The sequence below is a fragment of the Phreatobacter sp. GW821-FHT04C01 genome, from assembly GCF_059420385.1.
In genome coordinates this window covers 36,354-62,389 of record NZ_JBWKTP010000008.1, presented here as the reverse complement: position 1 = coordinate 62,389, position 26,036 = coordinate 36,354, and the positions used below count along the sequence as shown (strand labels likewise).

The 26,036-nt window shown below is 66.1% G+C and carries 24 protein-coding genes; 21 read left to right on the top strand and 3 right to left on the bottom strand.

Translation table 11 applies throughout. The features are described 5' to 3' along the window. The first annotated feature begins 41 nt into the window (after nucleotides 1–41). The 3 genes from mmsB (at nucleotide 42) to AC07WJ_RS26075 (ending at nucleotide 2,394) form a co-directional block, all read left to right on the top strand. The gene (mmsB, locus tag AC07WJ_RS26085; RefSeq protein WP_494937605.1) at nucleotides 42–929 is read left to right on the top strand and encodes a 3-hydroxyisobutyrate dehydrogenase; all 888 of its coding nucleotides are present in this window, start codon (nucleotides 42–44) and stop codon (nucleotides 927–929) included. A gap of 784 nt (nucleotides 930–1,713) precedes the next feature. After that, nucleotides 1,714–2,244 (top strand): transcriptional regulator LdtR, encoded by a 531-nt coding sequence (ldtR, locus tag AC07WJ_RS26080; protein ID WP_136962998.1) that lies wholly within the window; start codon nucleotides 1,714–1,716, stop codon nucleotides 2,242–2,244. Between the two features lie 15 nt (nucleotides 2,245–2,259). Next, on the top strand, nucleotides 2,260–2,394 hold the full coding sequence (locus tag AC07WJ_RS26075; RefSeq protein WP_494937604.1) for a hypothetical protein: 135 nt from the start codon (nucleotides 2,260–2,262) through the stop codon (nucleotides 2,392–2,394). 163 nt (nucleotides 2,395–2,557) lie between these two features. Here AC07WJ_RS26075 and AC07WJ_RS26070 read toward each other — a convergent pair whose 3' ends face one another. Beyond that, a complete protein-coding gene (locus tag AC07WJ_RS26070; protein ID WP_494937603.1) occupies nucleotides 2,558–2,902 on the bottom strand; it encodes a DUF6894 family protein in 345 nt (114 codons plus the stop codon). Nucleotides 2,903–3,451: 549 nt separating this feature from the next. Here AC07WJ_RS26070 and AC07WJ_RS26065 point away from each other — a divergent pair. Both AC07WJ_RS26065 and AC07WJ_RS26060 read left to right on the top strand, forming a co-directional pair. Then, nucleotides 3,452–4,702: a L,D-transpeptidase family protein gene (locus tag AC07WJ_RS26065; protein WP_494937602.1), complete on the top strand. Its 1,251-nt coding sequence runs from the start codon at nucleotides 3,452–3,454 to the stop codon at nucleotides 4,700–4,702. Between the two features lie 114 nt (nucleotides 4,703–4,816). Continuing rightward, complete coding sequence (locus AC07WJ_RS26060) at nucleotides 4,817–5,008, top strand: DUF6898 family protein (protein WP_494937601.1); 192 nt, start codon at nucleotides 4,817–4,819, stop codon at nucleotides 5,006–5,008. A 78-nt stretch (nucleotides 5,009–5,086) separates the two neighbouring features. On the opposite strand, the gene AC07WJ_RS26055 is transcribed toward AC07WJ_RS26060, so the two are convergent. Both AC07WJ_RS26055 and AC07WJ_RS26050 read right to left on the bottom strand, forming a co-directional pair. Next, nucleotides 5,087–6,334, bottom strand: coding sequence for a glycosyltransferase (locus tag AC07WJ_RS26055; RefSeq protein WP_494937600.1), 1,248 nt, complete (start codon nucleotides 6,332–6,334; stop codon nucleotides 5,087–5,089). A gap of 12 nt (nucleotides 6,335–6,346) precedes the next feature. Beyond that, nucleotides 6,347–7,156, bottom strand: coding sequence for a hypothetical protein (locus tag AC07WJ_RS26050; protein WP_494937599.1), 810 nt, complete (start codon nucleotides 7,154–7,156; stop codon nucleotides 6,347–6,349). Between the two features lie 304 nt (nucleotides 7,157–7,460). Here AC07WJ_RS26050 and glyA point away from each other — a divergent pair, with 304 nt between their 5' ends. From glyA to AC07WJ_RS25970, 16 genes are all read left to right on the top strand, one after another. After that, the gene (glyA, locus tag AC07WJ_RS26045) at nucleotides 7,461–8,768 is read left to right on the top strand and encodes a serine hydroxymethyltransferase (protein WP_494937598.1); all 1,308 of its coding nucleotides are present in this window, start codon (nucleotides 7,461–7,463) and stop codon (nucleotides 8,766–8,768) included. 15 nt (nucleotides 8,769–8,783) lie between these two features. After that, nucleotides 8,784–9,266 (top strand): transcriptional regulator NrdR, encoded by a 483-nt coding sequence (gene nrdR, locus AC07WJ_RS26040; protein WP_494937597.1) that lies wholly within the window; start codon nucleotides 8,784–8,786, stop codon nucleotides 9,264–9,266. Between the two features lie 47 nt (nucleotides 9,267–9,313). Beyond that, entirely contained in the window at nucleotides 9,314–10,402 is a 1,089-nt protein-coding gene (ribD, locus tag AC07WJ_RS26035) for a bifunctional diaminohydroxyphosphoribosylaminopyrimidine deaminase/5-amino-6-(5-phosphoribosylamino)uracil reductase RibD (RefSeq protein WP_494937596.1), read from the top strand. An 8-nt stretch (nucleotides 10,403–10,410) separates the two neighbouring features. Continuing rightward, entirely contained in the window at nucleotides 10,411–11,025 is a 615-nt protein-coding gene (locus AC07WJ_RS26030) for a riboflavin synthase (protein ID WP_494937595.1), read from the top strand. A 27-nt stretch (nucleotides 11,026–11,052) separates the two neighbouring features. Continuing rightward, nucleotides 11,053–11,541, top strand: a complete 489-nt coding sequence (gene ribH, locus AC07WJ_RS26025; RefSeq protein WP_494937594.1) for a 6,7-dimethyl-8-ribityllumazine synthase — start codon at nucleotides 11,053–11,055, stop codon at nucleotides 11,539–11,541. After that, nucleotides 11,538–12,020: a transcription antitermination factor NusB gene (gene nusB, locus AC07WJ_RS26020; protein WP_494937593.1), complete on the top strand. Its 483-nt coding sequence runs from the start codon at nucleotides 11,538–11,540 to the stop codon at nucleotides 12,018–12,020. The genes ribH and nusB overlap by 4 nt, the downstream gene beginning before the upstream one ends. 337 nt (nucleotides 12,021–12,357) lie before the next feature. After that, nucleotides 12,358–13,353 (top strand): thiamine-phosphate kinase, encoded by a 996-nt coding sequence (gene thiL, locus AC07WJ_RS26015; RefSeq protein ID WP_494937592.1) that lies wholly within the window; start codon nucleotides 12,358–12,360, stop codon nucleotides 13,351–13,353. Between the two features lie 336 nt (nucleotides 13,354–13,689). Next, a complete protein-coding gene (locus tag AC07WJ_RS26010) occupies nucleotides 13,690–14,778 on the top strand; it encodes a helix-turn-helix transcriptional regulator (protein WP_494937591.1) in 1,089 nt (362 codons plus the stop codon). A 120-nt stretch (nucleotides 14,779–14,898) separates the two neighbouring features. Then, nucleotides 14,899–15,666 carry a GntR family transcriptional regulator gene (locus tag AC07WJ_RS26005; RefSeq protein WP_494937590.1) on the top strand — a complete coding sequence of 256 codons (768 nt, stop codon included), beginning with the start codon at nucleotides 14,899–14,901 and terminating at the stop codon, nucleotides 15,664–15,666. 640 nt (nucleotides 15,667–16,306) lie between these two features. Continuing rightward, on the top strand, nucleotides 16,307–17,284 hold the full coding sequence (locus tag AC07WJ_RS26000; RefSeq protein ID WP_494937589.1) for an ABC transporter ATP-binding protein: 978 nt from the start codon (nucleotides 16,307–16,309) through the stop codon (nucleotides 17,282–17,284). A 14-nt stretch (nucleotides 17,285–17,298) separates the two neighbouring features. Beyond that, nucleotides 17,299–18,309, top strand: coding sequence for an ABC transporter ATP-binding protein (locus AC07WJ_RS25995; RefSeq protein ID WP_494937588.1), 1,011 nt, complete (start codon nucleotides 17,299–17,301; stop codon nucleotides 18,307–18,309). A 31-nt stretch (nucleotides 18,310–18,340) separates the two neighbouring features. Further along, nucleotides 18,341–19,900: an ABC transporter substrate-binding protein gene (locus tag AC07WJ_RS25990; protein WP_494937587.1), complete on the top strand. Its 1,560-nt coding sequence runs from the start codon at nucleotides 18,341–18,343 to the stop codon at nucleotides 19,898–19,900. Nucleotides 19,901–19,957: 57 nt separating this feature from the next. After that, complete coding sequence (locus AC07WJ_RS25985; RefSeq protein ID WP_494937586.1) at nucleotides 19,958–20,911, top strand: ABC transporter permease; 954 nt, start codon at nucleotides 19,958–19,960, stop codon at nucleotides 20,909–20,911. Further along, nucleotides 20,911–21,783 carry an ABC transporter permease gene (locus tag AC07WJ_RS25980; RefSeq protein WP_494937585.1) on the top strand — a complete coding sequence of 291 codons (873 nt, stop codon included), beginning with the start codon at nucleotides 20,911–20,913 and terminating at the stop codon, nucleotides 21,781–21,783. The genes AC07WJ_RS25985 and AC07WJ_RS25980 overlap by 1 nt, the downstream gene beginning before the upstream one ends. A 252-nt stretch (nucleotides 21,784–22,035) precedes the next feature. Beyond that, nucleotides 22,036–22,644 (top strand): TetR/AcrR family transcriptional regulator, encoded by a 609-nt coding sequence (locus tag AC07WJ_RS25975; protein ID WP_494937584.1) that lies wholly within the window; start codon nucleotides 22,036–22,038, stop codon nucleotides 22,642–22,644. A gap of 80 nt (nucleotides 22,645–22,724) precedes the next feature. Continuing rightward, the gene (locus AC07WJ_RS25970; RefSeq protein ID WP_494937583.1) at nucleotides 22,725–26,000 is read left to right on the top strand and encodes an acetyl-CoA carboxylase family protein; all 3,276 of its coding nucleotides are present in this window, start codon (nucleotides 22,725–22,727) and stop codon (nucleotides 25,998–26,000) included. The last annotated feature ends 36 nt before the right edge of the window (nucleotides 26,001–26,036 follow it).

The window sequence follows — 26,036 nt, the reverse complement described above, 5'->3', positions numbered from 1 at the left end:
TTCGCAAGAACCGCACTGCAAGAATCGCACTGGAGGAAATCATGAGCACGATCGCGTTTATCGGTCTCGGCAACATGGGTGGGCCGATGGCCGCCAATCTCGTCAAGGCCGGCCACAAGGTCGTCGGCGTCGACGTCACCGAGGCCGCCATCGCCCGCCATGTCGAGGCCGGCGGTGAACGGGCGGCTTCGATCGCCGACGCGGTCTCCGGCGCCGACGTGGTGGTCACCATGCTGCCCTCGGGGCGCGAGGTGAGCGCGCTCTATCTCGGTCCCCAGGGCATCATCGCCAAGGCCAAGGCCGGCGCGCTGCTGATCGATTCCTCGACCATCGACGTCGATACGGCGCGCGCCGTCGCCAAGGCGGCGGCCGAAAAGGGCTTCGCCATGCTCGACGGGCCGGTCTCCGGTGGTGTCGGCGGCGCGGCCGGCGGCACGCTCACCTTCATGTGCGGCGGCGAGGACGACACTTTCGCGCGGGCGAAACCGCTGCTCGAGGCGATGGGCAAGACCATTGTTCACGCCGGCGGCCCCGGCAATGGCCAGGCCGCCAAGATCTGCAACAACATGATCCTCGGCATCACCATGATCGCCACCTCGGAAGCCTTCGTGCTGGCCGAGAAGCTCGGCCTCGACGCCCAGAAGCTGTTCGACATCGCGTCCAAGTCGTCCGGCCAGTCCTGGTCGCTCACCAGCTATTGTCCGGTGCCCGGCCCGGTGCCGACCAGCCCGGCCAATCGCGATTACCAGCCGGGCTTTACCGCGGCGATGATGCTGAAGGACCTGAAGCTCGCTCAGGATGCCGCGCGCTCGGCCAACGCGGTGACCCCGCTCGGCGCCGAGGCGACCGCGCTCTACGGCCTGTTCGCCGCCCAGGGTGACGGCGCCACCGACTTTTCCGGCATCGTGCGGTTCTTGCGCGGCAAGTGAACGAGGCGAATTGCGCGTAGCGAATGGCGAATAGGGAGCGCGTGGCCCGCCGGACAGGCTGCGTGAACCCTGTCCCGTGCCTTCGTGGGAGACGGTGGCCGCGGCAGCGGCCCGGGTACAAGGGCGGTTGCGTCCGCTCGTGCCGAGCATTCCCGCCTGGAATTGAAGGCCCGGTCCGCTTCAAACACTCACCCGGCGCCACATAGCGAGACGCGAGCGAGAGACGCGTTCGCGTCTCGCTATGTGGCGCTATCCTCTCCCGCGAAGACGCGGACCAGGGTTTACGCGCACGGAGCGTTTCGCTTCATCCCCCATTCGCCATTCCCTCATCCCGATACCGCCTGTCCCTGCGGCTTTTTCCGATACCCATCTTCCCCACGGGAAGCTGTTCGCTAAAATGCTCCCCTTGGGGGATGCTCAAGGAAGTATAAACGTCGGAGCGACGATTGAACCTTTCTCCCCGGGGCCGATGGTTGATGGTCTCTTGCCGTCGTCCATGCACTTTCCGACCCAATTCGGCCCAAGCCCCGCAAGACCACGGTTCGGATCGTGAATCGTTCCTTGCTGCGATTGCATGAGGTTTATGAAGAGACAACAAGAGATTTTCAAAAGATCAATTCAAGATCTTGTTCAGCCTGAGAGGGTTAAACCGTCTTCATCTTGTTTTTTTGGCGGCTCTTAAAACTCGCGGGTCTAGCTTGGGTGTCGACAACGGGCGGAAAACAGGGCCGCCCGGCCGAGGGCAAAAACGCTCCGGCACCCGCAACAGGACAAGAGGCGTCACATGACTACGGCTGCCAAGACCCGCGACATCGCGGCTCCCCCGATCTCGCCGGAGCGCCAGGAGCGCTTCGAGGCGATCAGCCCGGCCTATCTGGAGGCGCTGACCCTGATCGAGCGGCTGCATCGCCGCTTGCTCGACGTGATCAAGGACGAGTTCGACCGGCGCAACCGTTCCGACATCAACGCGGTGCAGGCGCTGCTGCTGTTCAATATCGGCGATCGCGAACTGACCGCCGGCGAATTGCGCACCAAGGGCTACTATCTCGGCTCCAACGTCTCCTACAATCTGAAGAAGCTGGTGGAGATGGGCTACCTGTCGCATCAGCGCTCGCGCATCGACCGCCGGTCGGTCCGCATCAGCCTGACCGACAAGGGCCACGAGGTCGCCGATGTCGTCGGCGCGCTCTATGCCAAGCATGTGCGCACCGTCGAACAGGTCGGCGGCATTTCGCTCGACGATTTCAAGGGATTGAACAAGGCGCTGCTGCGGCTCGAGCGCTTCTGGACCGACCAGATCCTCTATCGGCTCTGAGCGAGGCGCCTCACCATGATGTCTGTTCTGCCTGATTGGCCCGTGGCTCTCGCCGGCATCGCGTTGGTCGTGATGCTCGCCGAAAACGCTTTCTCCATCGTCGGGACCGGCCTCTGGTTCGACGGTGACGGCGATCGCCCCGGCGACTGATCCCTGTTGACGCAATGCGAAAAGGCCCGGCTGAAGAGCCGGGCCTTTTGCCGTTCGGGTGAAAAACCTGTCCGGTCTCGATGGCCCCCATGGGCGGAATGGCGCGCGCGCCGAGGTTCGCCGCTCCCCCTCGCCGGGGGCGCCCGCTATGGCCTCGTTCGGCTCAGGCGATGCGTCCTTGGGTCTCTCGCGCCCGATGTTGGTCGGTCCGGTCCTGGCCTTTCCGGTCTTGGGCTCTCCGGCCTTGGCCCGACACGATGCGTCCGCCGGCCGAGAGGCGGGAAGGGCGGTTGGGCAAACAATAGTCCATCACCTGCAGGGTATCGACGATCCTGTCGTCCGCGTCGCAGAGTTCGATCCGCCAGCCTTCGACGTCGCGCCGCATCGCATGAGCGCCGCGTGCGAGCTGCTCCGCATAGATCCGGGCGGCGGCGATATCCGGAAAGGCTCGCGTCTCGCTGAATTCGACGGCCGGGCCGTCCATCACATCAAAGGTAAACTGCCGCACTGGATCCTCCGGTCAAGGGACGGAGAGCCAACGCATGATGGGCGGCTTTGCTTCGTCGTGGCTGGCTTGCGCTTCGAGCCGGCATTTCCACCAGGGATCCATGGACAGCGCAACTGCCACCGCCGAAGAAGGCTAACGCTTGCTGGCCGGAAAGCCTTGCCGCTGCGCGCATTCGCCTCGGTTTTCGCGCGACGGCCGGTCGCGATGCGGCTGACCGCGCCCACCACCCCGGCCGAGCCGGCCGCGGGCGGCAAGTGGTTCGAACGCCTGTCGCCTGCGGCTGCGCCATTCGGGGGCGCGCCACGGAGCGGTTTCGGCGTGGCCGAATGGCGACAGTCTTGCCTGTTCCCGCGGCTTTGCGGGGCAGCTTTGCTCTGCTCGCCTTGAGTTGGTCACAATGGTTGCACTACTAGCTGCCTTAAGGTCGCCATATCGTTTTCCTTAACGAACATGGTGTTCATTCCAAGCCGACGGCGGGTCGAGAGCCCCAGCCGAACAGCCGGAGAGCCCTGCGTGTCGCGAAACAAATCCTCTGTCCCTGGATCCGAGATGGTCAGCCGTCGCCTGGTGCTGGGCTCGATGGTCTCGATCGGCGCATTGGCCGCGGGCAACAGCTGGGCCCTGGCGCAGGGTGTGCGTGGTGGTGCCAGCACGGCCGAGTGGGGCGACAGCTTCGATGCGGGCTCGCGTTCGCGGTCCACCCGCAACACCTTCCCGGTTCTGGGGCCGCACACCGTGCAGGGGCTGGAACAGGCGATCGGCCAGTATCAGAACATCGTTTCGCGTGGTGGCTGGCGGCCCATCCCGACCGGCGAGCGGCTGCGCATCGGCACGCGCCGTCCGGCCGTGGTGCTTCTGCGCGACCGTTTGATGGCGACCGGCGACCTCGACGGCAATGTCGGCCGCTCCGACGTGTTCGACAGTTTCGTCGACACGGCGGTGAAGCGCTTCCAGGTCCGTCACGGCATCTCGCCCGACGGCCAGGTGCGTGAATCGACTTTTGCGGCCCTGAACGTTCCGGCCGAGATGCGGCTGCGCCAGCTCGAGACCAATCTGGTCCGCGTGCGCGCCTATTCGGGTTTCCTCGGCAATCGCTATATCGTCCTGAACATTCCGGCCGCCCAGGCCGAAGCGGTCGAGAATGGTGCGGTCGTGTCGCGCCATGTCGCCGTGGTCGGTAAGGCCGACCGCCAGTCGCCGGTCATTTCGACCCGCGTCGCCGATATCAATTTCAATCCCTACTGGACGGTGCCGGCTTCGATCATCCGCAAGGACCTGATCCCGAAAATGCAGGCCGAGCCGGATTACCTGACCAAGAACCGCATCCGCATCTTCAATGGCCAGGGCCAGGAAGTGGCGTCGACCTCGATCAACTGGAACTCGATGGACGCGATGAACTATCGCTTCCGCCAGGACCCGTTCGAGGGCAATTCGATGGGCAATGTGCGCATCAACATTCCGAACGCCCATGCCGTCTATATGCACGACACGCCCTCCAAGGGCCTGTTCGGCGAAGACCAGCGCTTTCACTCGTCGGGTTGCGCGCGTATCCAGAACGTCCGTGAGCTGATCGCCTGGATCCTGCAGGGCACCCAGTGGACCCGCTCGGAAATCGATCGCATCTTCCGCACCGTCGATCGCATCGACGCCCGTCCGCTTCAGCCGGTGCCGGTCTATTGGGTCTACATCACCGCCTGGGCAGACCCGGACGGCATGGTCCAGTTCCGCGATGACATCTATCAGCGCGATGGTGCCGGCGCGCAGGTCGCACTCGGCCAGCAGCCGCAGGCGCAGCAGTAAATCAGCCTCTTCCAAAGTGCCTCCAAGCCCGGCCAATGTGCCGGGCTCCCTTTTTCGGCGGCCGGGCCGCGACGGGCGGTGCCGTCGGCACCCCGCCTGTGGCAAGCTTGCGCCATGCCCGAATCGAGCCCGCGCGAGGTCTATTTCGAATTCACGCCGGTCGGCCAGGTGGTGCGGGTGGCCGCGGTCTGCGCCGAGACCGGTGTCGAGGTCATTGTCATGGGGCCCGCGACCGCCAGCCAGCGTGATCTGGAGCGGCTGGCCTTGCGCAAGCTCGAATGGCGGCTGGCGCAGGGAGTGTCTTGAACGACGTCGCGGGCGGGAGGCGGTTCGGCTGGAGAGGGCGCGGCCGGCACGGTTCCTCGGCCGCGGCCAAAGGCGCTCTCAGCGTCTCGGCAGAAATCGGCGGATGAAGCGCGCGGCTCGCAGCGCGCGGGATCGCTGCAGATCAGCGGTCTGGCGCAGCGCCTCGTCGCGTTCCAGTCGGGCCTGATCGCGCTCCCTCATGACGTCATCCTGGTCGCCATCGGCACTCATTCTGTCGTTCGCCAATTCGGCCAGCCTGCGTTCCAGGATGTCCCGTTCTTCGATCAGGCCGGCACATTCGTCCATCCAGGGATGCTGCGGCGCACGCAGGCTCGGTAGCCATCGTTTGTTGAAGGCGACGACCTCCTGACGCATGCGCTCCGCGTCGAAACTGCCCTTGGCCTGATGCGCCTGGATAACCTCCGCATAGATCTGCTCCAGACGATCGACAGCCTTGTCGAGGTCGGCCTCGGCGCGAACGCGCGCGCCGACTCGTGCCGCGTCGACCGGGTCATAGGAGCCGATGGACTGAACCAGCGCCTCGACCGACACCTCCGCCCGCAACACGCCGAGGCCGAAGTTCAGCCGGCGGAACAGGTCGAAATTGGCCGACGTGACGAGACCGCCGAAACCGCGGCCATCGACCAGGATGACGGCCGCGCCCGTCGCCATGGCCTCCAGGGCCGTGCGCGCCGTTGCAAAGACGAGATCGGCCTTGGCGCAGAGGTCCTCCACCTCAGACGTTTCCTGGCCAACCCCCTGACCATGGGCTTCCATGGCCAAGCCGAGACGCAGGCACGCCTCACGGATCAGGGCGATAGGGGCGGAGTGCTTGACCAGCGAAACGGCCCGACGCGGTGCTGACGGCAAAGGTTGCGTGCGAGGTGGAATACGCCGCAGATCGACGGCATTCGGCAGGATCCCGACCGCTTCCCGCGCCAGGCCGTCGCCAGCGACCAGCCGTTCCCGACAGGTTTCGTCCACGGCGAAATAGCGTCTGACCTGGGCAAAGCGCGGTGCTGCGTCGAACCAGGCTGTTGCATCGTGACATAGCCAGATCGCAGGCCGGCGCGGGAAGGCCATGATGGCCTCTGCCGCAGGGATGGTGTGGTGGCCGTGTATGATGTCCGGTTCCTGCTCGACGCGTCCGAGATCGTCGAGCACAGGAATTCCCGCAGCGATCAACTCGCCTGCCAGGGCGCCGATATCGGGCGTGTAAAGCATCGGCTGATGGCCGCGCTCGGACAGGCGAAGTGCCAGGTCGCGGACGACGATCTCGGTTCCGCTGCGCATCGCCATCCGGATATTGGTGATCAGAATGCGCATCGGGGCCGCGACCTAGCGATTGCCCGAGTCGTTCAGGCGATCCTGAAGCGGCCGAAGGATTGCTTCGACATGGTGCCAGCGCAAGACGACCTCGTAGAGCTTTTTGGCGACTCGCAATTCGCCGAAATGTTCATAGACTGGCTTGGATTGTGGGCTCCTGACCAAGACGCTGATCGGTGGCGGACGAAAGAAGGTCTCCGTCCGTGAGGCGTTCAGGCCTTCGATTCTGACGACTTCGTCGAACTCGGCCTTGATATCGGGATAGGCCTCGATCGCCGCGAGCTTCGTTTGGAACTCCGCTTCGGAGAGGGCCACTGCAAAGCTTGGTTGTCCGAAGTCGATCGCACCGCCGAGTTCAAGGGGGACGACGGGGTAATGTAGTACTTCGATGGTCCAGCCCAGCGCTTTCGAAGCTTCGGCAGCAGCCACGCGACCGATGACATGGGCGATATCGTGCGTGATGGAATAGAGCTGGTAGCCGTCGATGACGAGCCGGCGCACTTGCCGATGCGTCAACTGGCTTGCGAGTTGATCGACCCAGGTATGGAAAGGTGCGACGTCGCCGGCTTCGACGAGTCGGTAAAAATCCCGATCAAGGACCTGGCCACCCAGTGCATCCAGGTACAGGCCATCCCGGGTCGTCGAGGCTACGGTGGCCTCGATCCGTTCCGGGTTCCCGGTTGATCGCGACCCGGCGGTCAGGATCGACAGTACGGGTCTTGCCTTGTGCAGCCAGCCATGAATGCGCAGCTCGTGTCCAGGATGAGCAACGAAAAGCATCGTTGGCGGAGTTCCAATGGTCGTGATCAGCGTGGTGCCCATGAAGATTCGGTATCGGCGGAAAAGGGCGCATAGCCCGCTGCACTTATCGGTACGAGCGCGGCAGGGACGTCCCGCCGCTCGGCCCGATGCATCGCAGACCTTTGCATTGCTCCCAAGGCTTTCACACGTCAAGCGGACGTCGCTCAAGGCGCGGCGCTGCCATCTGGCCGCTCGTGGTCCAATGGCGTTCACTCGGCTTGGACAGCCACGCGTCCGGCTTGGACTCAACCAACCTTCCGTGCTACCGGCAACGCAGCTCATGAAACAGCGTCGCGATGCGCCGCGATCCGATGGAGACAGCCCGATGTCAGCCTCGACCTCTCGGTCTTATCAGCCCTTTGATGGTTTCTTTTCGGCGTCGCTCGCCGATTCCGATCCGGTCATTTTCGATGCCATTCAAAAAGAACTCGGTCGCCAGCAGCATGAGATCGAGCTGATCGCTTCGGAAAACATCGTCTCGCGCGCCGTCATGGAGGCGCAGGGCTCGGTGATGACCAACAAATATGCCGAGGGCTATCCGGGCAAGCGCTACTACGGCGGCTGCCAGTTCGTCGACATCGCCGAGGAGGTCGCCATCGAGCGGGCGACCCGCCTGTTCGGCTGCAAATTCGCCAATGTCCAGCCGAACTCCGGCAGCCAGGCCAACCAGGCCGTGTTCATGGCGCTGATGCAGCCGGGCGAGACCTTCATGGGTCTGGATCTGGCCGCCGGCGGCCATCTCACCCATGGTTCGCCGGTCAATGTCTCCGGCAAGTGGTTCAAGGTCGCGCCCTATACCGTGCGCCAGGACGACCAGCGCATCGACATGGACGAGGTCGCCCGGATCGCGCGTGAGGCCAGGCCCAAGATCATCATCGCCGGCGGCTCGGCCTATGCCCGCTTCTGGGACTTCGCCCGGTTCCGTGCGATTGCCGACGAGGTCGGTGCCTACCTGTTCGTCGACATGGCGCATTTCGCCGGCCTGGTCGCCGGTGGCGCCCATCCCTCTCCGTTCCCGCATGCCCATGTGGTGACCACCACCACCCACAAGACCCTGCGCGGCCCGCGCGGCGGCCTGATCCTCACCGACGACGAGGCGATCGCCAAGAAGATCAATTCGGCGATCTTCCCGGGCATCCAGGGCGGTCCCTTGATGCATGTCATCGCCGCCAAGGCGGTGGCCTTCGCCGAGGCCCTGCGGCCCGACTTCAAGACCTATGCCCATGCCGTGGTCGCCAATGCCAAGGCGCTGGCCGAAACGCTGAAGGCGGCCGGCTACGACTTGGTCACCGACGGCACCGACAACCACCTGATGCTGGTCGATCTCCGCCCGAAGAACCTGACCGGCAAGGCCTCCGAGGCCGCGCTCGGCCGCGCCTATATCACCTGCAACAAGAACGGCATTCCGTTCGATCCGCAGAAGCCTTTCGTCACCTCGGGCGTCCGCCTGGGCACGCCGGCCGGCACCACCCGCGGCTTCGGCGTCGCCGAGTTCAAGCGCATCGGCGATCTCATCGTCGAGACGCTGGACGGTCTTTCCAAGGCGAATTCGGAAGAGGGCAACGCCTCCGTCGAAGCCGCCGTACGCGACAAGGTGAAGGATCTCACCGCGCGCTTCCCGATTTATTCCTGATCAGCGGGGCGAGCCGTGCGCTGTCCCTTTTGCGGTTTCGCCGATACTCAGGTGAAGGACTCGCGTCCGACCGAGGACGGCTCGGCGATCCGGCGCCGGCGTGTCTGCACGGAATGCAACGGCCGCTTCACCACCTTCGAGCGCGTGCAATTGCGCGAGCTCACCGTGGTCAAGCGCAACAACAAGCGCGTGCCGTTCGACCGCGACAAGCTGATGCGCTCGATCCAGATCGCGCTGAGAAAGCGGCCGGTCGATCCCGACCGGGTCGAGCGCCTGGTCTCCGGCATCGTCCGGCAGCTGGAAGCCTCGGGCGAAAGCGAGATACCCGCCGAGAATATCGGCCGTATCGTCATGGAGGCGCTGAAGGCGCTCGATGACGTCGCCTATGTGCGTTTCGCCTCGGTCTATCGCAATTTCCGCGAACCGAAGGACTTCGAACAGTTGATCGGTGAGATGGCCGAGGACGAAGAACCGCCCGTCGTGCCGAAACGGCTCTAGGCCGGCGCAAATGCGACGCCGGAAATGCCCGCCAAGAACGCATAGCCATGAATGATCCGACATTCTCGGCCGCCGACCACGCCTTCATGGACCATGCCCTGCGGCTTGGCCGGCGCCAGCTGGGGCTGACATTCCCCAATCCGGCGGTGGGCTGCGTCCTGGCGAAGGACGGCGTCGTCGTCGGTCGCGGCGCCACCCGGGCCGGCGGCAGGCCGCATGGCGAGACCACCGCAATTGCCCATGCCGGCGCGGCGGCGCGCGGCGCGACCGCTTATGTCACGCTCGAGCCCTGTTCCCATTACGGCCGCACCGCGCCCTGTTCGGATGCCCTGGCGCGCGCCGGCATCGTCAGGGTCGTCTGCGCGATCGGCGATCCGGATCCGCGTGTCCATGGCCGGGGTTTCAACATGCTGCGCGCCTATGGCATCGCGGTCGAGACCGGGCTCGGCGAGGCCGAGGCGGCGCTCGACCATCGCGGCCATTTCACCCGGATCCGGCTCGGCCGGCCCTTCGTTCAGCTCAAGATGGCGCTGACGTCAGATGGTTTCGTCGCGGGCGAGGGCGGTCAGCCGGCGCAGATCTCCGGCCCGCGGGCGAGCGAGGCCGTGCATGTCATGCGCGCCATGGCCGATGCCATCATGGTCGGCATCGGCACGGTGCTGGCGGACGATCCGATGCTCACCTGCCGGCTGCCCGGCATGGCCGACCGTTCGCCGATCCGCGTGATCATGGATCCGCGCCTGCGCACCCCCGTCGATGCCAGGGTGGTGGCCACCGCCCGCGAGGTGCCGACCTGGATCATCGGCGCCGTCGATGCCGCGCCCGAGGCCGAGCGCTGGCTGAGGGCGGCCGGCGCCGAGGTCATGCGTGTCGGCCGCACCCCCGGCGGCGTGCTCGATCTCAGCGAGGCACTGCGGCTGATCGCCACCCGCGGCATCACCCGGGTGCTCGCCGAGGGCGGCCCGACCCTTGCGAAAGCGCTTGTCGACACCGATCTCGCTGACGAGATCACGCTCATCCGCGCGCCGCTGGTGCTCGGATCGGGCGTTCCAGCGTTCACCGAAGCCATGCCCGGCCGCTTCCGCCTTGCGGAAGCCCGGCCGTCCGGCCAAGACATCATCGAGAGCTATCGCTAGGAGAGCCCATGTTCACCGGCATCATTACCGACGTGGGCGAAGTCGTCGCCGTCCAGGACGAGGGCTCGGCCCGTCATCTGACGGTGGCCTGCGCCTATCCGGCCGAAACCATCCCGCTCGGCGCCTCGGTCTGCCATATGGGCGTCTGCCTGACCGTCACCTCGCTCAAGTCCGGCTCCAACCACACGCTGATTACCGTCGACGCCTCGGGCGAGACGCTGGCGCGCACCACGATCGGCTCCTGGCAGCCGGGCACCAAGGTCAATCTGGAGCGCTCGCTGCGCATCGGCGACGAGCTCGGCGGCCATATCGTCACCGGCCATGTCGACGGCGTCGCCGAGATCGTCTCGCGCGAGGACAAGGACGGCACCGCCTGGTTCGTCTTCCGGGCCCCGCGGGCGCTCGCCAAGTTCATCGCCGAAAAAGGCTCGGTCGGGCTCGACGGCACGTCGCTGACGGTCAATGGCGTCAAGGACGACACCTTCACCGTCACCTTGATCCCGCATACCCTGTCGGTGACCACCTGGGGCGCTGCCAAGGCCGGCGACCGGGTCAATCTCGAAGTCGACATGATGGCCCGTTACTCCGCGCGCCTTGCGGAGGCGAAGGCCGAGGGGTACTAAGCGCCTCCGAATTTCAAAGGATCCGCCATGGCCGCCCCGCGCTCCGCGCCCGCCGAGACGATCAAGACCCATGCCCGGGTGCTTGTGGTCGAGGCCCGCTTCTACGACGATCTCGCCGATGCGCTGCTCGATGGCGCAAAGACGGCGATCGCGGCAGCAGGAGCGACCTGCGAGGTTCACACCGTGCCCGGCGCGCTGGAGATCCCGGCGGCGATCGCCATGCTGGTCGATGGCGCGGCCGCCAGCGGCATGCCGTTCGACGGGGCGGTGGCGCTCGGCACGGTCATTCGCGGCGAGACCACCCATTACGAGATCGTCTCGATCGAGAGTTCGCGGGCGCTGATGGATCTGGCGGTGACCCGCAAGCTGCCGCTCGGCAACGGCATTCTCACCGTCGAGAACGATGCCCAGGCCTGGGCGCGCGCGCGCCGCTCCGAGATGGACAAGGGCGGCGGCGCGGCGGAAGCCTGCCTCGCCATGATCCGGCTGAAACGCCTGGCGGAGACCCGCCGATGACCACCCCGGTCAAGCAGGCCAACAAGCGCGGCACGGCGAGGCTCGCCGCCGTCCAGGCGCTTTACCAGATGGATGTCGCCCATACCGACATCAACGAGGTGATCGGCGCCTTCCAGGTGTTCTGGATGGGCCGCGAGGTCGAGGGCGAGACCTATCTGCCGGCCGACCACCAGTTCTTCCGTGACATCATCCAGGGGGTCGTCCGCGAGCAGCAGCGCATCGACGTGGCGGTCGACACGATCCTTGCCGACGGCTGGCCGCTGAAGCGGATCGAGGCGGTGCTGCGCGCCGTGCTGCGCGCCGGCTGCTACGAGCTGTTCGAGCGCCCGGACATTCCGGCCAAGGTCATCATCGCCGAATATGTCGATGTCGCCGATGCCTTCGTCGACCGTGAAGAGGTCGGCATGGCCAATGCCGTGCTCGACCGCATCGCCAAGCGCATGCGCCCCGCCGAAATGGGCGAGGCGCCGCAGGGCTGAGGTGCGAGTGGCGAATAGCGAGTGGCGAATGGGGTTCGCCGCGCAGCCGGCCAGTATTCGCCGAGACATTGCAGCGCGTAGACCCTCGCCCGCGCCTTCGCGGGAGAGGGTGGCCACGGCAGTGGCCAGGTGAGGGTGGTTGCGTTGGCCCCGTACCGCGCATTCTCGCTCGCATTGATGGGCCGGCCCTCTTCAAACCCTCACCCGGCGCCTGACGGCGCCACCCTCTCCCGCAAGCGGGCGAGGCTTGCGCGCGGCGCGGTCGCGATTCATCCTCCATTCGCCGTCCTCCATTCGCCATTCGCCATTCGCCATTCGCCCTCCGGATTCACCCGTCATGAGCCGTCCCTCCGAAGACCAGCTCATCGCTCGCTATCTCGCACCGCTGGCGACCGCGCCGGGTGCCGATGGCCTGACCGATGACGCGGCCGTGCTGCCGGAGGGGGCGGGCGATCTCGTCGTCACCAAGGACATGCTGATCGCCGGCGTTCACTTCTTCGCCGACGATCCGCCGGGCATGGTGGCGCGGAAGGCCTTGCGGGTGAACCTGTCGGATCTCGCCGCCAAGGGGGCCCGGCCGGTCGGCTTCCTGCTCGGGCTCGGCCTGCCGCCGGATTGGACCGAGGATTTCCTGGCGGACTTCTCGGCTGGGCTGGCGCTTGATATCGCGACCTTCGGCTGCCCGCTCTACGGCGGCGACACCGTCAAGATGCCGGGGCCGCTGACGCTGTCGGTATCGGCCTTCGGCCGGGCGTCCCGGACCGTGCGCCGCAACGGTGCGCAACCGGGCGATCTGATCGTGGTGAGCGGCACGATCGGCGACGGTGCGCTCGGGCTCAGGGCGCGTCTCGCCGAGCGGGAGCCGGGTTCGGCGCCCGACTGGCTGAAACTGCTGGCGCCGGACCACCGCCGGGTGCTGGCCGGCCGCTATTTGCTGCCGGAGCCGCGAACCGGGCTCGCCGAGGCTGTTGCCGCCCATGCTTCGGCCGCGATGGACATTTCCGACGGGCTTGCCGGCGATCTCGCCAAATTGCTGAAGGTCTCCGGCGTCGCAGGCCGGGCTCGGCTGGCGGATATTCCGGTTTCCGAAGCGGCAAGAGCCGCGCTCGAACGCGACGCCGCGCTGGTGACGACGATGCTGACCGGCGGTGACGACTACGAGATCCTGGCAACGATCCCGCCCGGAGATTTCGCGGCATTCGAGGCCGCCGCACGGGCTGCCGGCATCCCGGTCGCGGTGATCGGCAAGGTCGAGCAAGGCGAGGGGGGCGTCATCGTCGATGCGGCCGGGCAGCCATTGTCGCTCGGTTCCGGCCGCTTCGAGCATTTTTGACCCGGCGATCACCGTCGCCAAGGGCTGGCGTCGCCGCTGTTCCAGGCAATGCTCAGCGGCTCGGCCGGATCGAGGATCACGCGGCCGCCGGCCTCACGATGAGCGACGGATGGCCGGCGCGTCGCGATGCGCTATCATGTCGCCGAATTTTCCGGGCGTCATATGGCTCTGAAATAAAGATAATTCGCGCCGGAGAGACATGGCGAGCCATGTCAATTGACATCGCCGGCATGGGCCAAGCCGGCTATTGATCGGACCCGGAGAAAGCTGTCCGTTGGATAACACACGTCGCCGGTCGGCTGCGGGACAGGCGAGGCGGCGGATGGGCAAAGCGAGATGAGCGAGCTGCTGCTGGAGCGGATCTACGAGGCCGCCGCGCTGCCTGAACTCTGGCCTGGCGTGCTTGACGAGCTTGCCGCGCTTGCCGGCTGCGGCCCCGCGCTCCTGTTCACCACCGACGGCGCCAATGTCACTGGCGCGATCGGCAATCAGGCGATCCAGGAGCCGCTGCGTGTCTTCGTCGAGGACGGCTGGATGGCGCGCAATCCGCAAGGTGCACGCACACTGGCCCGCCGCGAGCCGCGCTTCACCAATGATCTCGACATCTTCACGCGCGAGGAGATCGAGCAGGATCCCTATTATCTCGAGTTCCTCCGCCCCCAGGGCATGTCCTGGGGCACCGGTACGCTGATATCGGGCCCATTCGACATCCAGATCATCGTGTCGATCCACCGCGCCTATGAAATGGGACCGGTTTCGCGGGCGGCGGTGGACCAGTTGACCGACATCAGGCCTCATCTCGCCCGGTCGGCCTTCATCTCGGGGCAGCTCAAGCTGCAACAGGCGCGCGCTGCCGTTCAGGCGCTGGATGCGCTCGGCCTGCCTGCGGCCGCACTGACGACCACCGGCGCGCTGCGGGTCGCCAATACCCAGTTCCAGCATCTGGTTCCCGACGTCGTCCTGGACCGCCGCGCGCGGGTCCAATTGGCTCAGGACAAGGCCGATGGCCTGTTGGAAACGGCGCTGCATGCACCGTTTCGCGATGCGCGGACCCGCGCCGGCGCATCGTTCCCCATCGCCGGGAACGAAAGCCGGCCGCCCTTCATCGCTCATCTCGTGCCGGTCAGCGGTGCCGGCCATGATGTCTTTTCCGGCCTCGACTGGCTGCTGGTCATGGTTCCCGTGTCGCTGAAGGGGCAGGCGAGCGCGGCCCTGATCGAGGGGCTGTTCGACCTCACGCCGGCCGAAGCGCGGGTCGCGACCGCCTTGCTCGCCGGCGAGACCGTGGGAGGTCTGGCGACCGCCACGAACCTGTCGCGTGAGACGATCCGCTCGCATGTGAAGGCCTTGATGTCGAAGACCGGAACGCACCGGCAGGTCGATCTGGTACGGCTCTTGTCGGTGCCGTTCGGCGCGCTGCGCTGAGGTGGACGAGCCGATCTCCACATCCCCGCTTGATCCTCGACCAGCGGCAATAAGGTCTGATAGAACCGAGCCTTATCGGATCTCCGCCAAGGGGGCGGGCCGCGCGACAGCCTCGGGATCATGGCCAGAAAAACCACCAGGAGCAGCGGCACCAGGGCCGGCGAGAGCAAGGCCGGCGCGACGAAGGCGCCGGGCAGGACGGTACGCGCGCGCCCGGCCGCCGCCTCGCTCACCGAACAGGCCTATGAAGCGATCAAGGAAAAGGTCATCACGCTCTACTTCCTGCCCGGGCAATATCTGAACGAGCAGGCGATCTGCGAATTGCTCAATCTCGGCCGGACGCCGGTGCACCAGGCGCTGCAGCGGCTGCAGGTCGAGGGTCTCGTCGACATCGTGCCGCGCAAGGGTGTGATCATCCAGCCGGATTCGATCGGCCAGATCATCGAAATCCTCGACGCGCGCCTGGTGGTGGAGACCGAGATCGCGCGCAAGGCCGCCGAGAAGGCCGAAGATCTCGATGTCGCGGCGCTCGAGGCGATCCTCGACCATCATTCCAGCGGCCAGCATGGCGGCGGTGCCATCGATGCCTTCGTCGAATGCGACCGCGCCTTCCACGTCAAGATCAGCGAGATGTCCCGCAACCATGTGCTCGGCGATTTCGCCAAGGTGCTGCATGAGCGCTCGACCCGGTCCTGGTATCTGCACCTGTGGCAGACGCTCGACACAACCGCCTCCGATCGACAGCACCGCGGCGTGCTGTCGGCGATCCGGGCGCGCGACGGGGAGGCGGCGGCGGGCGCCATGCGCGAGCACCTGATGAGCCTGCGCGAACGGGTCGCCCATCTCCAGCAGACGGCGCCGCGCCGGGGCCTCGGCCACGGGCACTGATCGGCTCGCACCGCGGCGCTTGCGGGGGGATCGTGTGGGAGATCGTGGCTCCGCCCGCGAGCGTCCTCCTGCCTTCGGCCGCGTCATCAACGCGATGGAGGCAGATCATGGAACTCCACGCAAACGCATTTGCTGATGGCGCGGCGCTTTCCCTGTGATGGCGACGACATTTCGCCAACCATCGACAGGCTTGCCGAGCGGCCCCGGCCTGGCGCGCCGCGACGCCTAAATCCCGAAGGGCATCCATGACGCGATGAGCCCGGAGAACGCCGCTTGCTCTGATGCCGCGGCGCCGGACTGGTGCGCGCCCGCCATGCCCCGGGCGGTGCTCCGTCTTCCATGACCTGCTCCCAGACATCGACTTGACAGCGGTTGGGCGCTTTCATACGGTACGGTATAAACCAGTTGGTCAAAATAAGACTGGCGTTTTGGGAGAGGCGATCGTGGCGTCGTGCTGCAGGTCGGCGGGGAGGTGTCCTGACGACGCCGTCTCGCGGAGAATTTTTGGTCCCATCAGCGGCGACCGGTCAGCGGCGCTTCGGCCGCCGCGGCGCGGTGCCCGATGACGGACAATGTGCTGGGCGCCCGTCAGTGTCCCGCCGGGGCGGCCGTCTCTCATCAAGCGGCGCCGGGGGGCCCCTTGCTCGAAGTGCTCGGCCTCTCGCTGGCTATTGGCCCCCCTGATGTTCCTGCGCTGATCCGTGATGTCAGCTTCTCCGTGGCCGAGGGGGAGAGGGTTGGAATCGTTGGGGAAAGTGGCTGCGGGAAGACCATGACCGGTTTATCGGTCCTGCGCCTGCACGGCTTTGCCAAGGTCAGGGTCTCCGGCCAGATCCTGTTTCAGGGGCGGGACCTTCTGTCCCTGACGGAGAAAGACATGCGCGATGTCCGGGGACGTGACATCGCGATGATCTTCCAGGAGCCGATGAGCGCCTTGGACCCTGTGTTCACCATTGGCGATCAGATCAGCGAAGCCTACCGCACCCACTTTCCGGTTGCTCGCAAGGAAGGGCGCGAGCGCGCGATCGAAGCCCTGGCGCAGGTTGGCATTCCCGCTCCCGAGCGCCGTTGCGACGACTATCCGCACCAGCTTTCAGGCGGCATGCGCCAGCGCGCCATGATCGCCATGGCGCTCATCTGCGCGCCGAAGCTGCTCATCGCCGATGAACCGACGACGGCGCTCGATGTCACCGTGCAGGCCCAGATCACGGATCTGCTCCAGGATATGAGCGAGCGCCTGGGCACGGCGCTGCTGTTCATCACCCATGATCTCGGCGTTGTCGCGGAGACCTGCACGCGCGTTCTCACAATGTATGCCGGCGAGGTGGTCGAAGACGCGCCCGTCGACGACGTGCTGATGGCGCCGCGTCATCCCTACACCTCCGGCCTGCTCCGTTCGCTGCCGGGATTGAGCCCGCGCCGGGCAAGGCTTCCGTCCATCCCGGGGCGTGTTCCATCTCCGGCGGCGATGCCGACCGGTTGCCGCTTCGAGCCGCGTTGCTCCCATGCCTCCGCCCAGTGCCGGCGGCCCCAGCGAATGAGCCCCGTCGGCGCTTGCCATTCGGCGCGCTGCTGCCGGTCGAACGAGCTCGCGCTCTCGGGGGCTGTCGCCCAATGAATGTCGCTCGTGGCTTGCCCGACACCGGCGCCGGCGCGGCCGGCCCGGTGATTTCGGTGAGGGGACTGCGGATCGAATTCCCGACTCGCGATGGCCTGCACACGGTCAAGGCGGTCGATGGCATCGATTTCGATGTCCACAAGGGCGAAACACTGGGGATCATCGGGGAGTCGGGATCAGGCAAGACCACGCTTGGCCGGGCGTTGGTCTCGCTGGTCAAGCCGACTGCGGGCAGCATCCGGCATGACGGCGCGGACCTGTCGACCATGCGCGGCAAGAGCCTGCGGATGCAGCGGCGTGACTATCAGATCATTTTCCAGGATCCGAATGCCGCCCTGAACCCGCGCATGACGATCCTGGACAGCATCGTCGAGCCCGCGGAGATCGCTGGCCTCGGCAATGCCGGATCCCGTCGCCAGGATGGATTGGCGATGCTGGGCCATGTCGGGCTCTCGCCCGAATTCGCGGACCGGTATCCGCATCAGCTCTCCGGCGGCCAGAAGCAGCGCGTCAACATCGCCCGTGTGCTCATGCTGCGCCCGCGGGTCATTGTCTGCGATGAGGTCGTCGCCGCCCTCGACGTTTCGGTCCGGGGCAACATCCTCAACCTGTTCGCGGACCTGCAGCGAGAGTTCGATCTCACCTACGTGTTCATCACGCACGACATCTCGGTCGTATCGCACATCTCGGATCGCATCGCGGTGACCTATCTCGGCAAGCTCATGGAACTTGGGCCGGCCGAGGATGTGATCGAGCGCCCGCTGCATCCCTATACGCGGGCGCTGCTCTCGGCCGAGCCGCTGCCGCTTCCGGCCGCGATGCGACCCGCGCGGCGAATTGCCCTTCAGGGCGAGATCCCGAACCCGATCGCGCCCCCATCGGGCTGCCGCTTCCGCACGCGCTGCCCGGCCGCGCAGCAGCAATGCGCGGCAACCGCTCCGGGCTGGCGCGAACTCAGGCCGGGCCACTCCGTGGCCTGCCATTACGCGACGCCACAAGGGCCGCCGCATTTCGAACAGGCATAGGCCTCGGCGGCTCAACAAGAGGGAGGATCAGATGACGGACAACAGGCAGGCCAGCGATCCCGGACTGTCGCGGCGCGACATCCTATGCTTCGCCGGCGCGGCGACGCTCACGGCGGTCCAGGGGCTGCCGGCCTTCGCCCAGGAAGCCATCAAGAAGGGCGGCGTCCTCAAGGTCGCCGTTCCCTCCAACCCGTCGTCGCTGGATCCGGCGACCGGCGGCTCGGGCTTCGATCACAGCATTCTCTGGTCCATGTACGACACGCTGGTCGAATGGGATTACGAGACGCTGGCGCCCAAGCCGGGGCTCGCCAAATGGTCTTTCCCCGAGCCGACCCGGATGGTGCTGGACATCGAGAAGGGCGTGAAGTTCCATGACGGCACCGATCTGGACGCCGAAGCGGTCAAATTCAATCTCGACCGCGGCCGCCAGAACGAGCGCTCCAACATCAAGGCGGACCTGGTTAGTATCGAAACGGTGGAGGTCACCGGATCGCACCAGCTCGTGCTGAAGCTCAAGGTGGCCGATGCCTCGCTGCCGGCGATCCTCTCGGACCGCGCCGGCATGATGGCCTCGCCCGCCAGCGTCACGGCCCTGGGGCCGGATACCAACCGCAAGCCGGTAGGCGCCGGTCCCTGGAAATTCGTGAGCTGGACCGACAACGAGAAGGTCGTCGTGACAAGGAACGAAACCTACTGGCGTCCCGGCCGGCCTTACCTCGACGGCATCGAGTTCAGCATCATCCCCGAGGCGGCGACCGCCTTGCGTGCGGTGTCCGCGGGGCAACTGGATATGGCCTATCAGCTGCCGGCCCGGCTGAAGCCCGTCATCGAGCGTTCGCGGACACTGCAGACCGTCGCGGCTCCGACGCTCTACTGCGTCCAGCTCTACGTCAACTATGCGCGCGGCACGCTCGCCAACCTCAAGGTCAGGCAGGCGATCAATTTCGCCATCAACCGCGAGACCTTCGTGCGCGCCGCCATGGGCGGGCTCGGCGAGGTCGCGACCATGTCGCTGCCGAAGCCCCACTGGGCCTACGACAAGTCGGTCTCCACCCTCTACCCGTACAATCCGGAGAAAGCGCGCGCGCTGCTGGCGGAGGCTGGCTTCAAGGACGGCCTGGAAGTGCATATGGGCGCCTACAACGACCAGGATTCGGTGCAGCGCAGCGAGGTGATTCAGGCGCAACTGAAAGAGGTCGGGATCCGCGTCAAATTCACCCGTGGCACGCTGCCGGAGATCACCGCGCAGTTCTTCGGCAGCGAGAAGCGGTTCGACGCGCTGCTGTCGGCCTGGACCGGCCGTCCCGACCCGAGCATGACCTACAGCGCCCTGTTCGCCGAAGGATCCTATTACAACGCCGGCCGCGAGGCGGATGCGCAACTGACCGCCATGCTGCAGGAGAGCCGGCAGAACGAAGACATGACCACGCGTGCGGCGGTGTTCGGCAGGATCCAGCGGTTCGTCATGGAGAACGCGCTGGTGGTGCCGATCGCCTTCCAGTACGAGCTCGACGCGATCGCGCCGCGCGCCAAGGGCTATAAGCCGGATCTGCTCGGCAAGCCGAAGTTCGAACATATGCACATCGGGTAACGGCCGGCATCGGCGCCGTCACGCGATGGCGCCGATGCTTCCTTGCGGGGAGCGCGCATGACCATTCGACCCAAGCAGATGGCGATCCTTCGTCGGCTGGCACAGACGATCCCGGTCGTCGTGCTGGCGACGTTCATCGTGTTTTCGCTGCTCAAGCTGGTTCCGGGCGATGTTGCCGTGACACTTGCCGGGGAGAACGCAACGGAGGAGCGGATCGCCGAGATCCGCACGCTCTACGGTCTCGATCGCTCGTTTTTCGTCCAGTACGCCAGCTGGATCGGGAAGGCCCTGCAGGGCGACCTCTCGCGCTCGCTGCTGTCGGGCGAGGCGGTTCTCGACACCATCCTGCGTTGCTTCCCGAATACTTTGCTGATCGTGGCGCTGGCCATGTCGATCGCCTTGCTGGTCGGCATCCCCCTCGGAGTCCTGGCCGCCAGCCGGCAGGGGACCTGGCTGGACAATCTGGTCATGTCGGTCGCCTCGGTCGGGGTCGCGGTGCCGAATTTCTGGCTCGGCATGCTCCTGGTGTCGTTCTTCGCCCTGCAGATGAACTGGCTGCCGGCGACGGGAGCCGTGCCACTGGGCACGAGCGTCGGCGGCGCCCTGACTCACGCAATCCTGCCGGCCCTGGCGCTGGCCGCCGGGAGCGTGGCCGAAGTCACGCGACAGCTTCGCTCGTCGCTTGTCGAAATTCTCTCGTCGCAGCACGTCCGGACGCTTCACGCCAAGGGGCTGACGCCATCCGCGATCCTGTGGCGGCATGGACTGAAGAACGTCAGCGTCAATTTGCTGACCGTCACCAGTCTTCTGTTCAATCGTCTGCTCGCCGCAACCGTGGTCGTGGAGGCGGTGTTCGCGATCCCCGGCATGGGGGGCATCGTGGTCAATGCCGCCCTCAATCGGGATTTTCCCGTGGTGCAAGGGGTGGTCTTCGCCATGGTCCTGGTTGTCGTCGCGATCAATCTGCTCACCGACATTCTCTACAAGGTTCTGGATCCGAGGGTGGCGTGATGGCGGATATTGCCCTGCAAGCTGAACCGCCCGCGCCGGGACGCGCCTTCTTGCGCTGGCTTTGCGCCGACCTTCGTGGCGCGCTCAGCCTGATGTTCCTCCTGGCGCTCATGCTTCTGTCGGTTCTGGCGCCCTGGCTCGCGCCATACTCGCCGACGCAGCAGGATCTCGACGCGACCTTCTCCGCGATGTCGGGGCAGCACTGGCTCGGTACCGACGATCTCGGCAGAGACACGTTCAGTCGTTTGCTCCACGGCGGCGCGGCCTCGCTTTATGCGAGCTTCCTCGCCGTCGCGGTCGCCGTTCTCATAGGTGTCCCGACCGGGCTCGTTGCGGGCTATCTCGGCGGCTGGATCGACGAGGTCATCAGTCGTGTCATCGACAGCTTTCTCTCGTTTCCCGCCATCGTTCTCGCAATTGCCGTCACGGGGGCTCTTGGAATAGGTCTCACGACCGGGATGATCGCCGTTGGCATCGTGTTCGCGCCCCAGCTCGCGCGCCTCGTGCGTGCCCGCACACTGGTGGTTCGCAACGAACTCTATGTCGACAGCGCGCGGTGCTTCGGAGCCCATACCGCGCATATCCTCTGGCGGCACGTTCTGCCCAATACCGTACAGCCGGTGATCGTCCAGGTGACGTTGCTGCTTGCCGCCGCTCTTCTGGCGGAAGCCAGTCTGAGTTTTCTCGGGCTGGGGATTCAGCCGCCCGATGCCAGCTGGGGTTCCATGCTGGCCCGTGCCTATCAGAACATGGAGATCGCGCCGGAACTCATGTATCCGCCGGGGATTGCCATTCTCGTCACGGCCTTGGCCTTCAACATGCTCGGCGAGTCCATGCGCGAGGCACTCGATCCGACCTTCCGGCGAAGTTGAACAAGGCGTGGGGCAGGCGTGGCCGACACGCCGGGCGTCACGCAGATCGCAGCACATTCGTTTATCCGGAAAAAGCAGCCACCGCCTTGAAAGCAAATCATACCAATAGAAATAAACCGGTTGGTCTAATCTGCGCGCGCCTCGATCCGGTGGCGTCGGCGGCCGCCGACCTTGCAGGAGCCCATGCGGTCGCCATCATGCCGGGCGCGACGGCCAGCTGGCACGGGTGGCGGGTGGAAAAGGTGTGAGGTCATGACCAGAATTGGGCTTCGCGGAAGCGTTGTCAGAAATCCAGAGCAACGGGAGGAGCAGCGCCGTCAGATCCTCGCGGCAGCAGGCAAGGTGTTTGCGCGTAATGGCTATGGCGGCGCGACGATGGATGACATCGCCGCCGAGATGGGCTGCAGCAAGGGGATCCTCTACTATCAGTTCCAGAGCAAACAGGATCTGATCGTCGAAACGCGGCGCGTGGCGTCCGGAGGCGCGGCGACGCGGCTGGAAGTGATCGCGAAGCGTCCCATTCCGGTCCGAGAGCGTGTGGAGATGGCCATACGCGATCTCAGCGCGACCAGCTTCGACGAATTCTCCCGGCACGTCATTCTCACCCCCACGACAATCGGCTTGGACGAGGCGCACGCGGCGCAGGTGCGGTCGATCGAGCGCGATTACGAGAAGCTTCTGATCGGCCTCCTGGAGCAGGGGATGACGGAGGGCGTCTTCGTCAGACGAAACGCCAAGGCGACTGCCTTCACCGTCATTCAGACCTGCCTGTCGCTGGCCATCTGGTACCGCGAGGGCGGTGGCGTGACACGGGAGGAGGCCATGGACGTCGTGGCCGACATGCTGATGCGCGGACTGTGACCGGCGGCGATCGGCCGGTCTGACACTTTTTCGGATGCGGTACGGCCGCCGATGGCGGGCGGCCAGGCCAGGAGGTTTTCTTGAGTACGATATTGGTGGCAAACAGAGGCGAGATCGCCATTCGGATCGCGCGCGCGGCCCGGGAGATCGGGCTGTCGACGGTCGGCATCTATGCGGCGGACGATGCTGCCTCGCTGCACAAGAGCTATGTCGATCAATCGCGCCAACTGCCCGGCGAGGGTGCTGCTGCCTATCTCGCCCAGGATGCGATCATCGCGATCGCGCGGGAAACCGGCTGCACCGCGGTTCATCCGGGCTATGGGTTCCTCAGCGAGAACGCGGACTTTGCCCGTCGATGCGTTGCCGCCGGTTTGCGGTTCATCGGCCCGTCGAGCGAGGTGCTCGAGCAGTTCGGCGACAAGATCAGCGCCCGCAGGCTGGCCGAGAGCATCGGCGTGCCCGTCGTCCCCGGGACCAGTCGGCCGACGACACTGGATGAGGCGCGGGCCTTCGCACAGGCCCATGGCGCGGTGATGCTGAAAGCCATTGCCGGCGGCGGGGGCAGGGGCATGCGCGCCGTGCGGAACCCGCGCGAACTCGACGAGGCTTTCGAACGGTGCCGTTCGGAAGCCCAGCAGGCCTTCGGCAACGGCAATCTGTATGTCGAGACGCTCCTGCCCGCCGCCCGGCACATCGAGGTGCAGGTGGTTGGCGACGGGACAGGCGCCGTGTGCCATCTCTGGGAGCGCGACTGTACCATCCAGAGGCGTCACCAGAAGCTCGTCGAAATCGCGCCGGCTCCGTCGCTGCGACCGAAGCTTCGCGAGCAGATCCTGGCGGTTGCCGTGAAACTCGCGCAACACGTCGAATACCGCAGCCTTGGAACCTTCGAGTTCCTCGTGCGAGCCGACGATTTCTGGTTCATGGAGGCCAATCCGCGCCTGCAGGTCGAGCATACCATCACCGAGGAGGTGACCGGCGTCGATCTGGTCCAGACCCAGATCAGGATCGCCCTCGGCGCCACGCTGGCCGACCTTGGTCTTCTGCGGCCGCCGCCGGTGGACGGCTTCGCGATCCAGGCGCGGGTCAATCTCGAGACGCTGCTTCCCAATGGGACGCCGATTCCGCGGGCGGGACGATTGACCGCCTACACGCCGCCTTCCGGGCCGCATGTGCGCGTCGATGGCTACGGTTATGCCGGATACACGACCAGCCTGCGCTACGATCCCCTGCTGGCGAAGGTCGTGGTGCGCGGGCGCTCGTTCAAGAGCGCCGCGATCAATGCGGGCAACGCCCTGCGGGAATTCCATATCGGCGGCGTTCCCACCAATATCCCGCTTCTTCTCAGCATTCTCCAGCATCCCGCCGTCCTGTCCGGAGAGTTCGACACGGCCCTGGTCGGCGAGCATCTGCCCGAGCTCCTCGCGGCGGCGGCGACGCAGGTCATGTTCGCGCCGCCGGCGTCTGCGGTCCCGGACCTGCCGGCGACGCCGGCGGGCGGCGTGGGCGAGGCCGATATCGGCGAGCCGGAGGAGGGGGTGGTTCTCGTACCGGCTCCGATGCACGGCATGGTCGTCACGGTCTCCGTCAAACCGGGCGACGTTGTCGGGGCCGGAGACGGCCTCATGGTCCTGGAGGCCATGAAAATGGAACACGTCGTGCGGGCCGCGGCGGGAGGCACGGTTCTCGCCGTGTCGGTCAAAGTGGGCGAGGCCGCTGCGGAGGGGGCCGCGCTCGTTCGGATCCGCCAGGGCGAAGGCGCTTCCGCCGCGCCAAGGCAAGAAACCCGGGCGGCCGAAGAGGATGCGGGTTGGGCCAAGGAGGTCGCGGAGATCGAGCGCCGCAAGGCGTTCGCCCGCGCCATGGGCGGGCCGGCAAAGGTCGCGCGCCAGCGCTCGGAAGGCAAACTGACGGTTCGCGATCGGATCGATGCGCTGATCGATCCCGACAGCTTCCGCGAAATCGGTGCGCTGACGGGGTTTGCCACCTATGACGAGGACGGCGAGCTGACCGCGGTGGTGCCGGCCAATTTCGTTGCCGGCACGGGGCGGCTCGATGGTCGCAAGATTGTCATCGGCGCCGACGACTTCACCCTTCGCGCCGGTTCGGGCGATGCGGCGATCCACGAGAAGCAGATCTTCGCCGAACTCTATGCCAACCAGATGCGGCTGCCCGTCGTGCGGCTGCTCGATGGCGCGAGCGGCGGCGGCAGCGTCAAGATGGCGCAGGAACAGGGCTTCCACTACCTGCCGGTGAATCCCGGCTGGGAGGCCGTCACCGACAATCTCTCGCTGGTTCCCGTGGTGGCCGCCTGTCTCGGACCGACGGTTGGCCTCGGTGCCGCGAGGCTGGTCATGTCCCACCTTGCGATCATGGTCGAAGGGATCGGCCAGATCTTCACCGCGGGCCCGCCCATCGTCTTGTCCGCCACCCGGGAAAATCTGACGAAGGAGGAGTTGGGGGGCGCGGCCGTGCACCGGAACAACGGCATGGTCGAGCGTTTCGTCGGCAGCGAGCGCGAAGCCTATGACGTCCTGCGCCGCTTCCTGTCCTACTTGCCGGGCAGCGTCTTCGAAATGCCCCCGGTGGTGGCCTGTGACGATCCGTGCGAGCGGAGCGAAGAGGCGCTTCTGGCCGCGATCCCGCGCAACGAGCGCCGCCCCTATGCCATCGCCCCGATCCTGGACGCGGTGTTCGATCAGGGCTCGGTATTTCCCTATGCCGAATATGGCGGGTCGACGTTTACCGCCCTGGCCCGGCTCGACGGCCATCCGGTCGGCGTCATCACCACCGATCTCTCGAAAGGCGCGACCATGACGGCCGAAGGGGCCATGGCCGCAATTCGCCTCGTCGACCTCTGCGAGACGTTTCATCTTCCGATCGTGAGCTTGACCGATCAGGCCGGCATGTCGATCGGCACCGTGGCCGAGCAGCAGGGAACCATCCGTTACGGCGCGCGTGCCATCACGGCCATCTACCAGGCCCGGGTGCCCCAGGCGGAGCTCGTCCTGCGACGCGTGTTCGGGGTCGGCGGCGCCGGAGCCGTCAACCGGCACCGCGCGAACCGGAGCTGGGCCTGGCCATCGAGCGCCTGGGGGTCATTGCCGCAGCAGGGCGGCATCGAGGCGGCGTTTCGCGCGGAACTCGCGACGGCTCCGGACCGTGACGCCGCCATCGCGCGCATCGCCCGCCAGCTCGAACGCATCGGCTCGCCATTCCGGACCGCCGAGCGCTTCGGCGTGCAGGATGTCATCGATCCCCGCGAAAGCCGGTCGCTGCTCTGCGACTGGGTCAAGGACGCCTATCGCCTTCTGCCTGAAGTGCTCGGGCGGCCCAAATTCGGAACGCGGCCTTGAACGAAACAGCCGGTCGCAACCGCGACGACACCAAAA

Excerpts from the sequence above, each read along its gene's own strand:
- mmsB (WP_494937605.1), top strand. The coding sequence starts at position 42 with ATGAGCACGATCGCGTTTATCGGTCTCGGCAACATGGGTGGGCCGATG.
- ldtR (WP_136962998.1), top strand. The coding sequence starts at position 1,714 with ATGACTACGGCTGCCAAGACCCGCGACATCGCGGCTCCCCCGATCTCG.
- AC07WJ_RS26075 (WP_494937604.1), top strand. The coding sequence starts at position 2,260 with ATGATGTCTGTTCTGCCTGATTGGCCCGTGGCTCTCGCCGGCATCGCG.
- AC07WJ_RS26065 (WP_494937602.1), top strand. The coding sequence starts at position 3,452 with ATGGTCAGCCGTCGCCTGGTGCTGGGCTCGATGGTCTCGATCGGCGCA.
- AC07WJ_RS26060 (WP_494937601.1), top strand. The coding sequence starts at position 4,817 with ATGCCCGAATCGAGCCCGCGCGAGGTCTATTTCGAATTCACGCCGGTC.
- AC07WJ_RS26055 (WP_494937600.1), bottom strand. The coding sequence starts at position 6,334 with ATGCGCATTCTGATCACCAATATCCGGATGGCGATGCGCAGCGGAACC.
- AC07WJ_RS26050 (WP_494937599.1), bottom strand. The coding sequence starts at position 7,156 with ATGGGCACCACGCTGATCACGACCATTGGAACTCCGCCAACGATGCTT.
- glyA (WP_494937598.1), top strand. The coding sequence starts at position 7,461 with ATGTCAGCCTCGACCTCTCGGTCTTATCAGCCCTTTGATGGTTTCTTT.
- ribD (WP_494937596.1), top strand. The coding sequence starts at position 9,314 with ATGAATGATCCGACATTCTCGGCCGCCGACCACGCCTTCATGGACCAT.
- AC07WJ_RS26030 (WP_494937595.1), top strand. The coding sequence starts at position 10,411 with ATGTTCACCGGCATCATTACCGACGTGGGCGAAGTCGTCGCCGTCCAG.
- ribH (WP_494937594.1), top strand. The coding sequence starts at position 11,053 with ATGGCCGCCCCGCGCTCCGCGCCCGCCGAGACGATCAAGACCCATGCC.
- nusB (WP_494937593.1), top strand. The coding sequence starts at position 11,538 with ATGACCACCCCGGTCAAGCAGGCCAACAAGCGCGGCACGGCGAGGCTC.
- thiL (WP_494937592.1), top strand. The coding sequence starts at position 12,358 with ATGAGCCGTCCCTCCGAAGACCAGCTCATCGCTCGCTATCTCGCACCG.
- AC07WJ_RS26010 (WP_494937591.1), top strand. The coding sequence starts at position 13,690 with ATGAGCGAGCTGCTGCTGGAGCGGATCTACGAGGCCGCCGCGCTGCCT.
- AC07WJ_RS26005 (WP_494937590.1), top strand. The coding sequence starts at position 14,899 with ATGGCCAGAAAAACCACCAGGAGCAGCGGCACCAGGGCCGGCGAGAGC.
- AC07WJ_RS25990 (WP_494937587.1), top strand. The coding sequence starts at position 18,341 with ATGACGGACAACAGGCAGGCCAGCGATCCCGGACTGTCGCGGCGCGAC.
- AC07WJ_RS25985 (WP_494937586.1), top strand. The coding sequence starts at position 19,958 with ATGACCATTCGACCCAAGCAGATGGCGATCCTTCGTCGGCTGGCACAG.
- AC07WJ_RS25980 (WP_494937585.1), top strand. The coding sequence starts at position 20,911 with ATGGCGGATATTGCCCTGCAAGCTGAACCGCCCGCGCCGGGACGCGCC.
- AC07WJ_RS25975 (WP_494937584.1), top strand. The coding sequence starts at position 22,036 with ATGACCAGAATTGGGCTTCGCGGAAGCGTTGTCAGAAATCCAGAGCAA.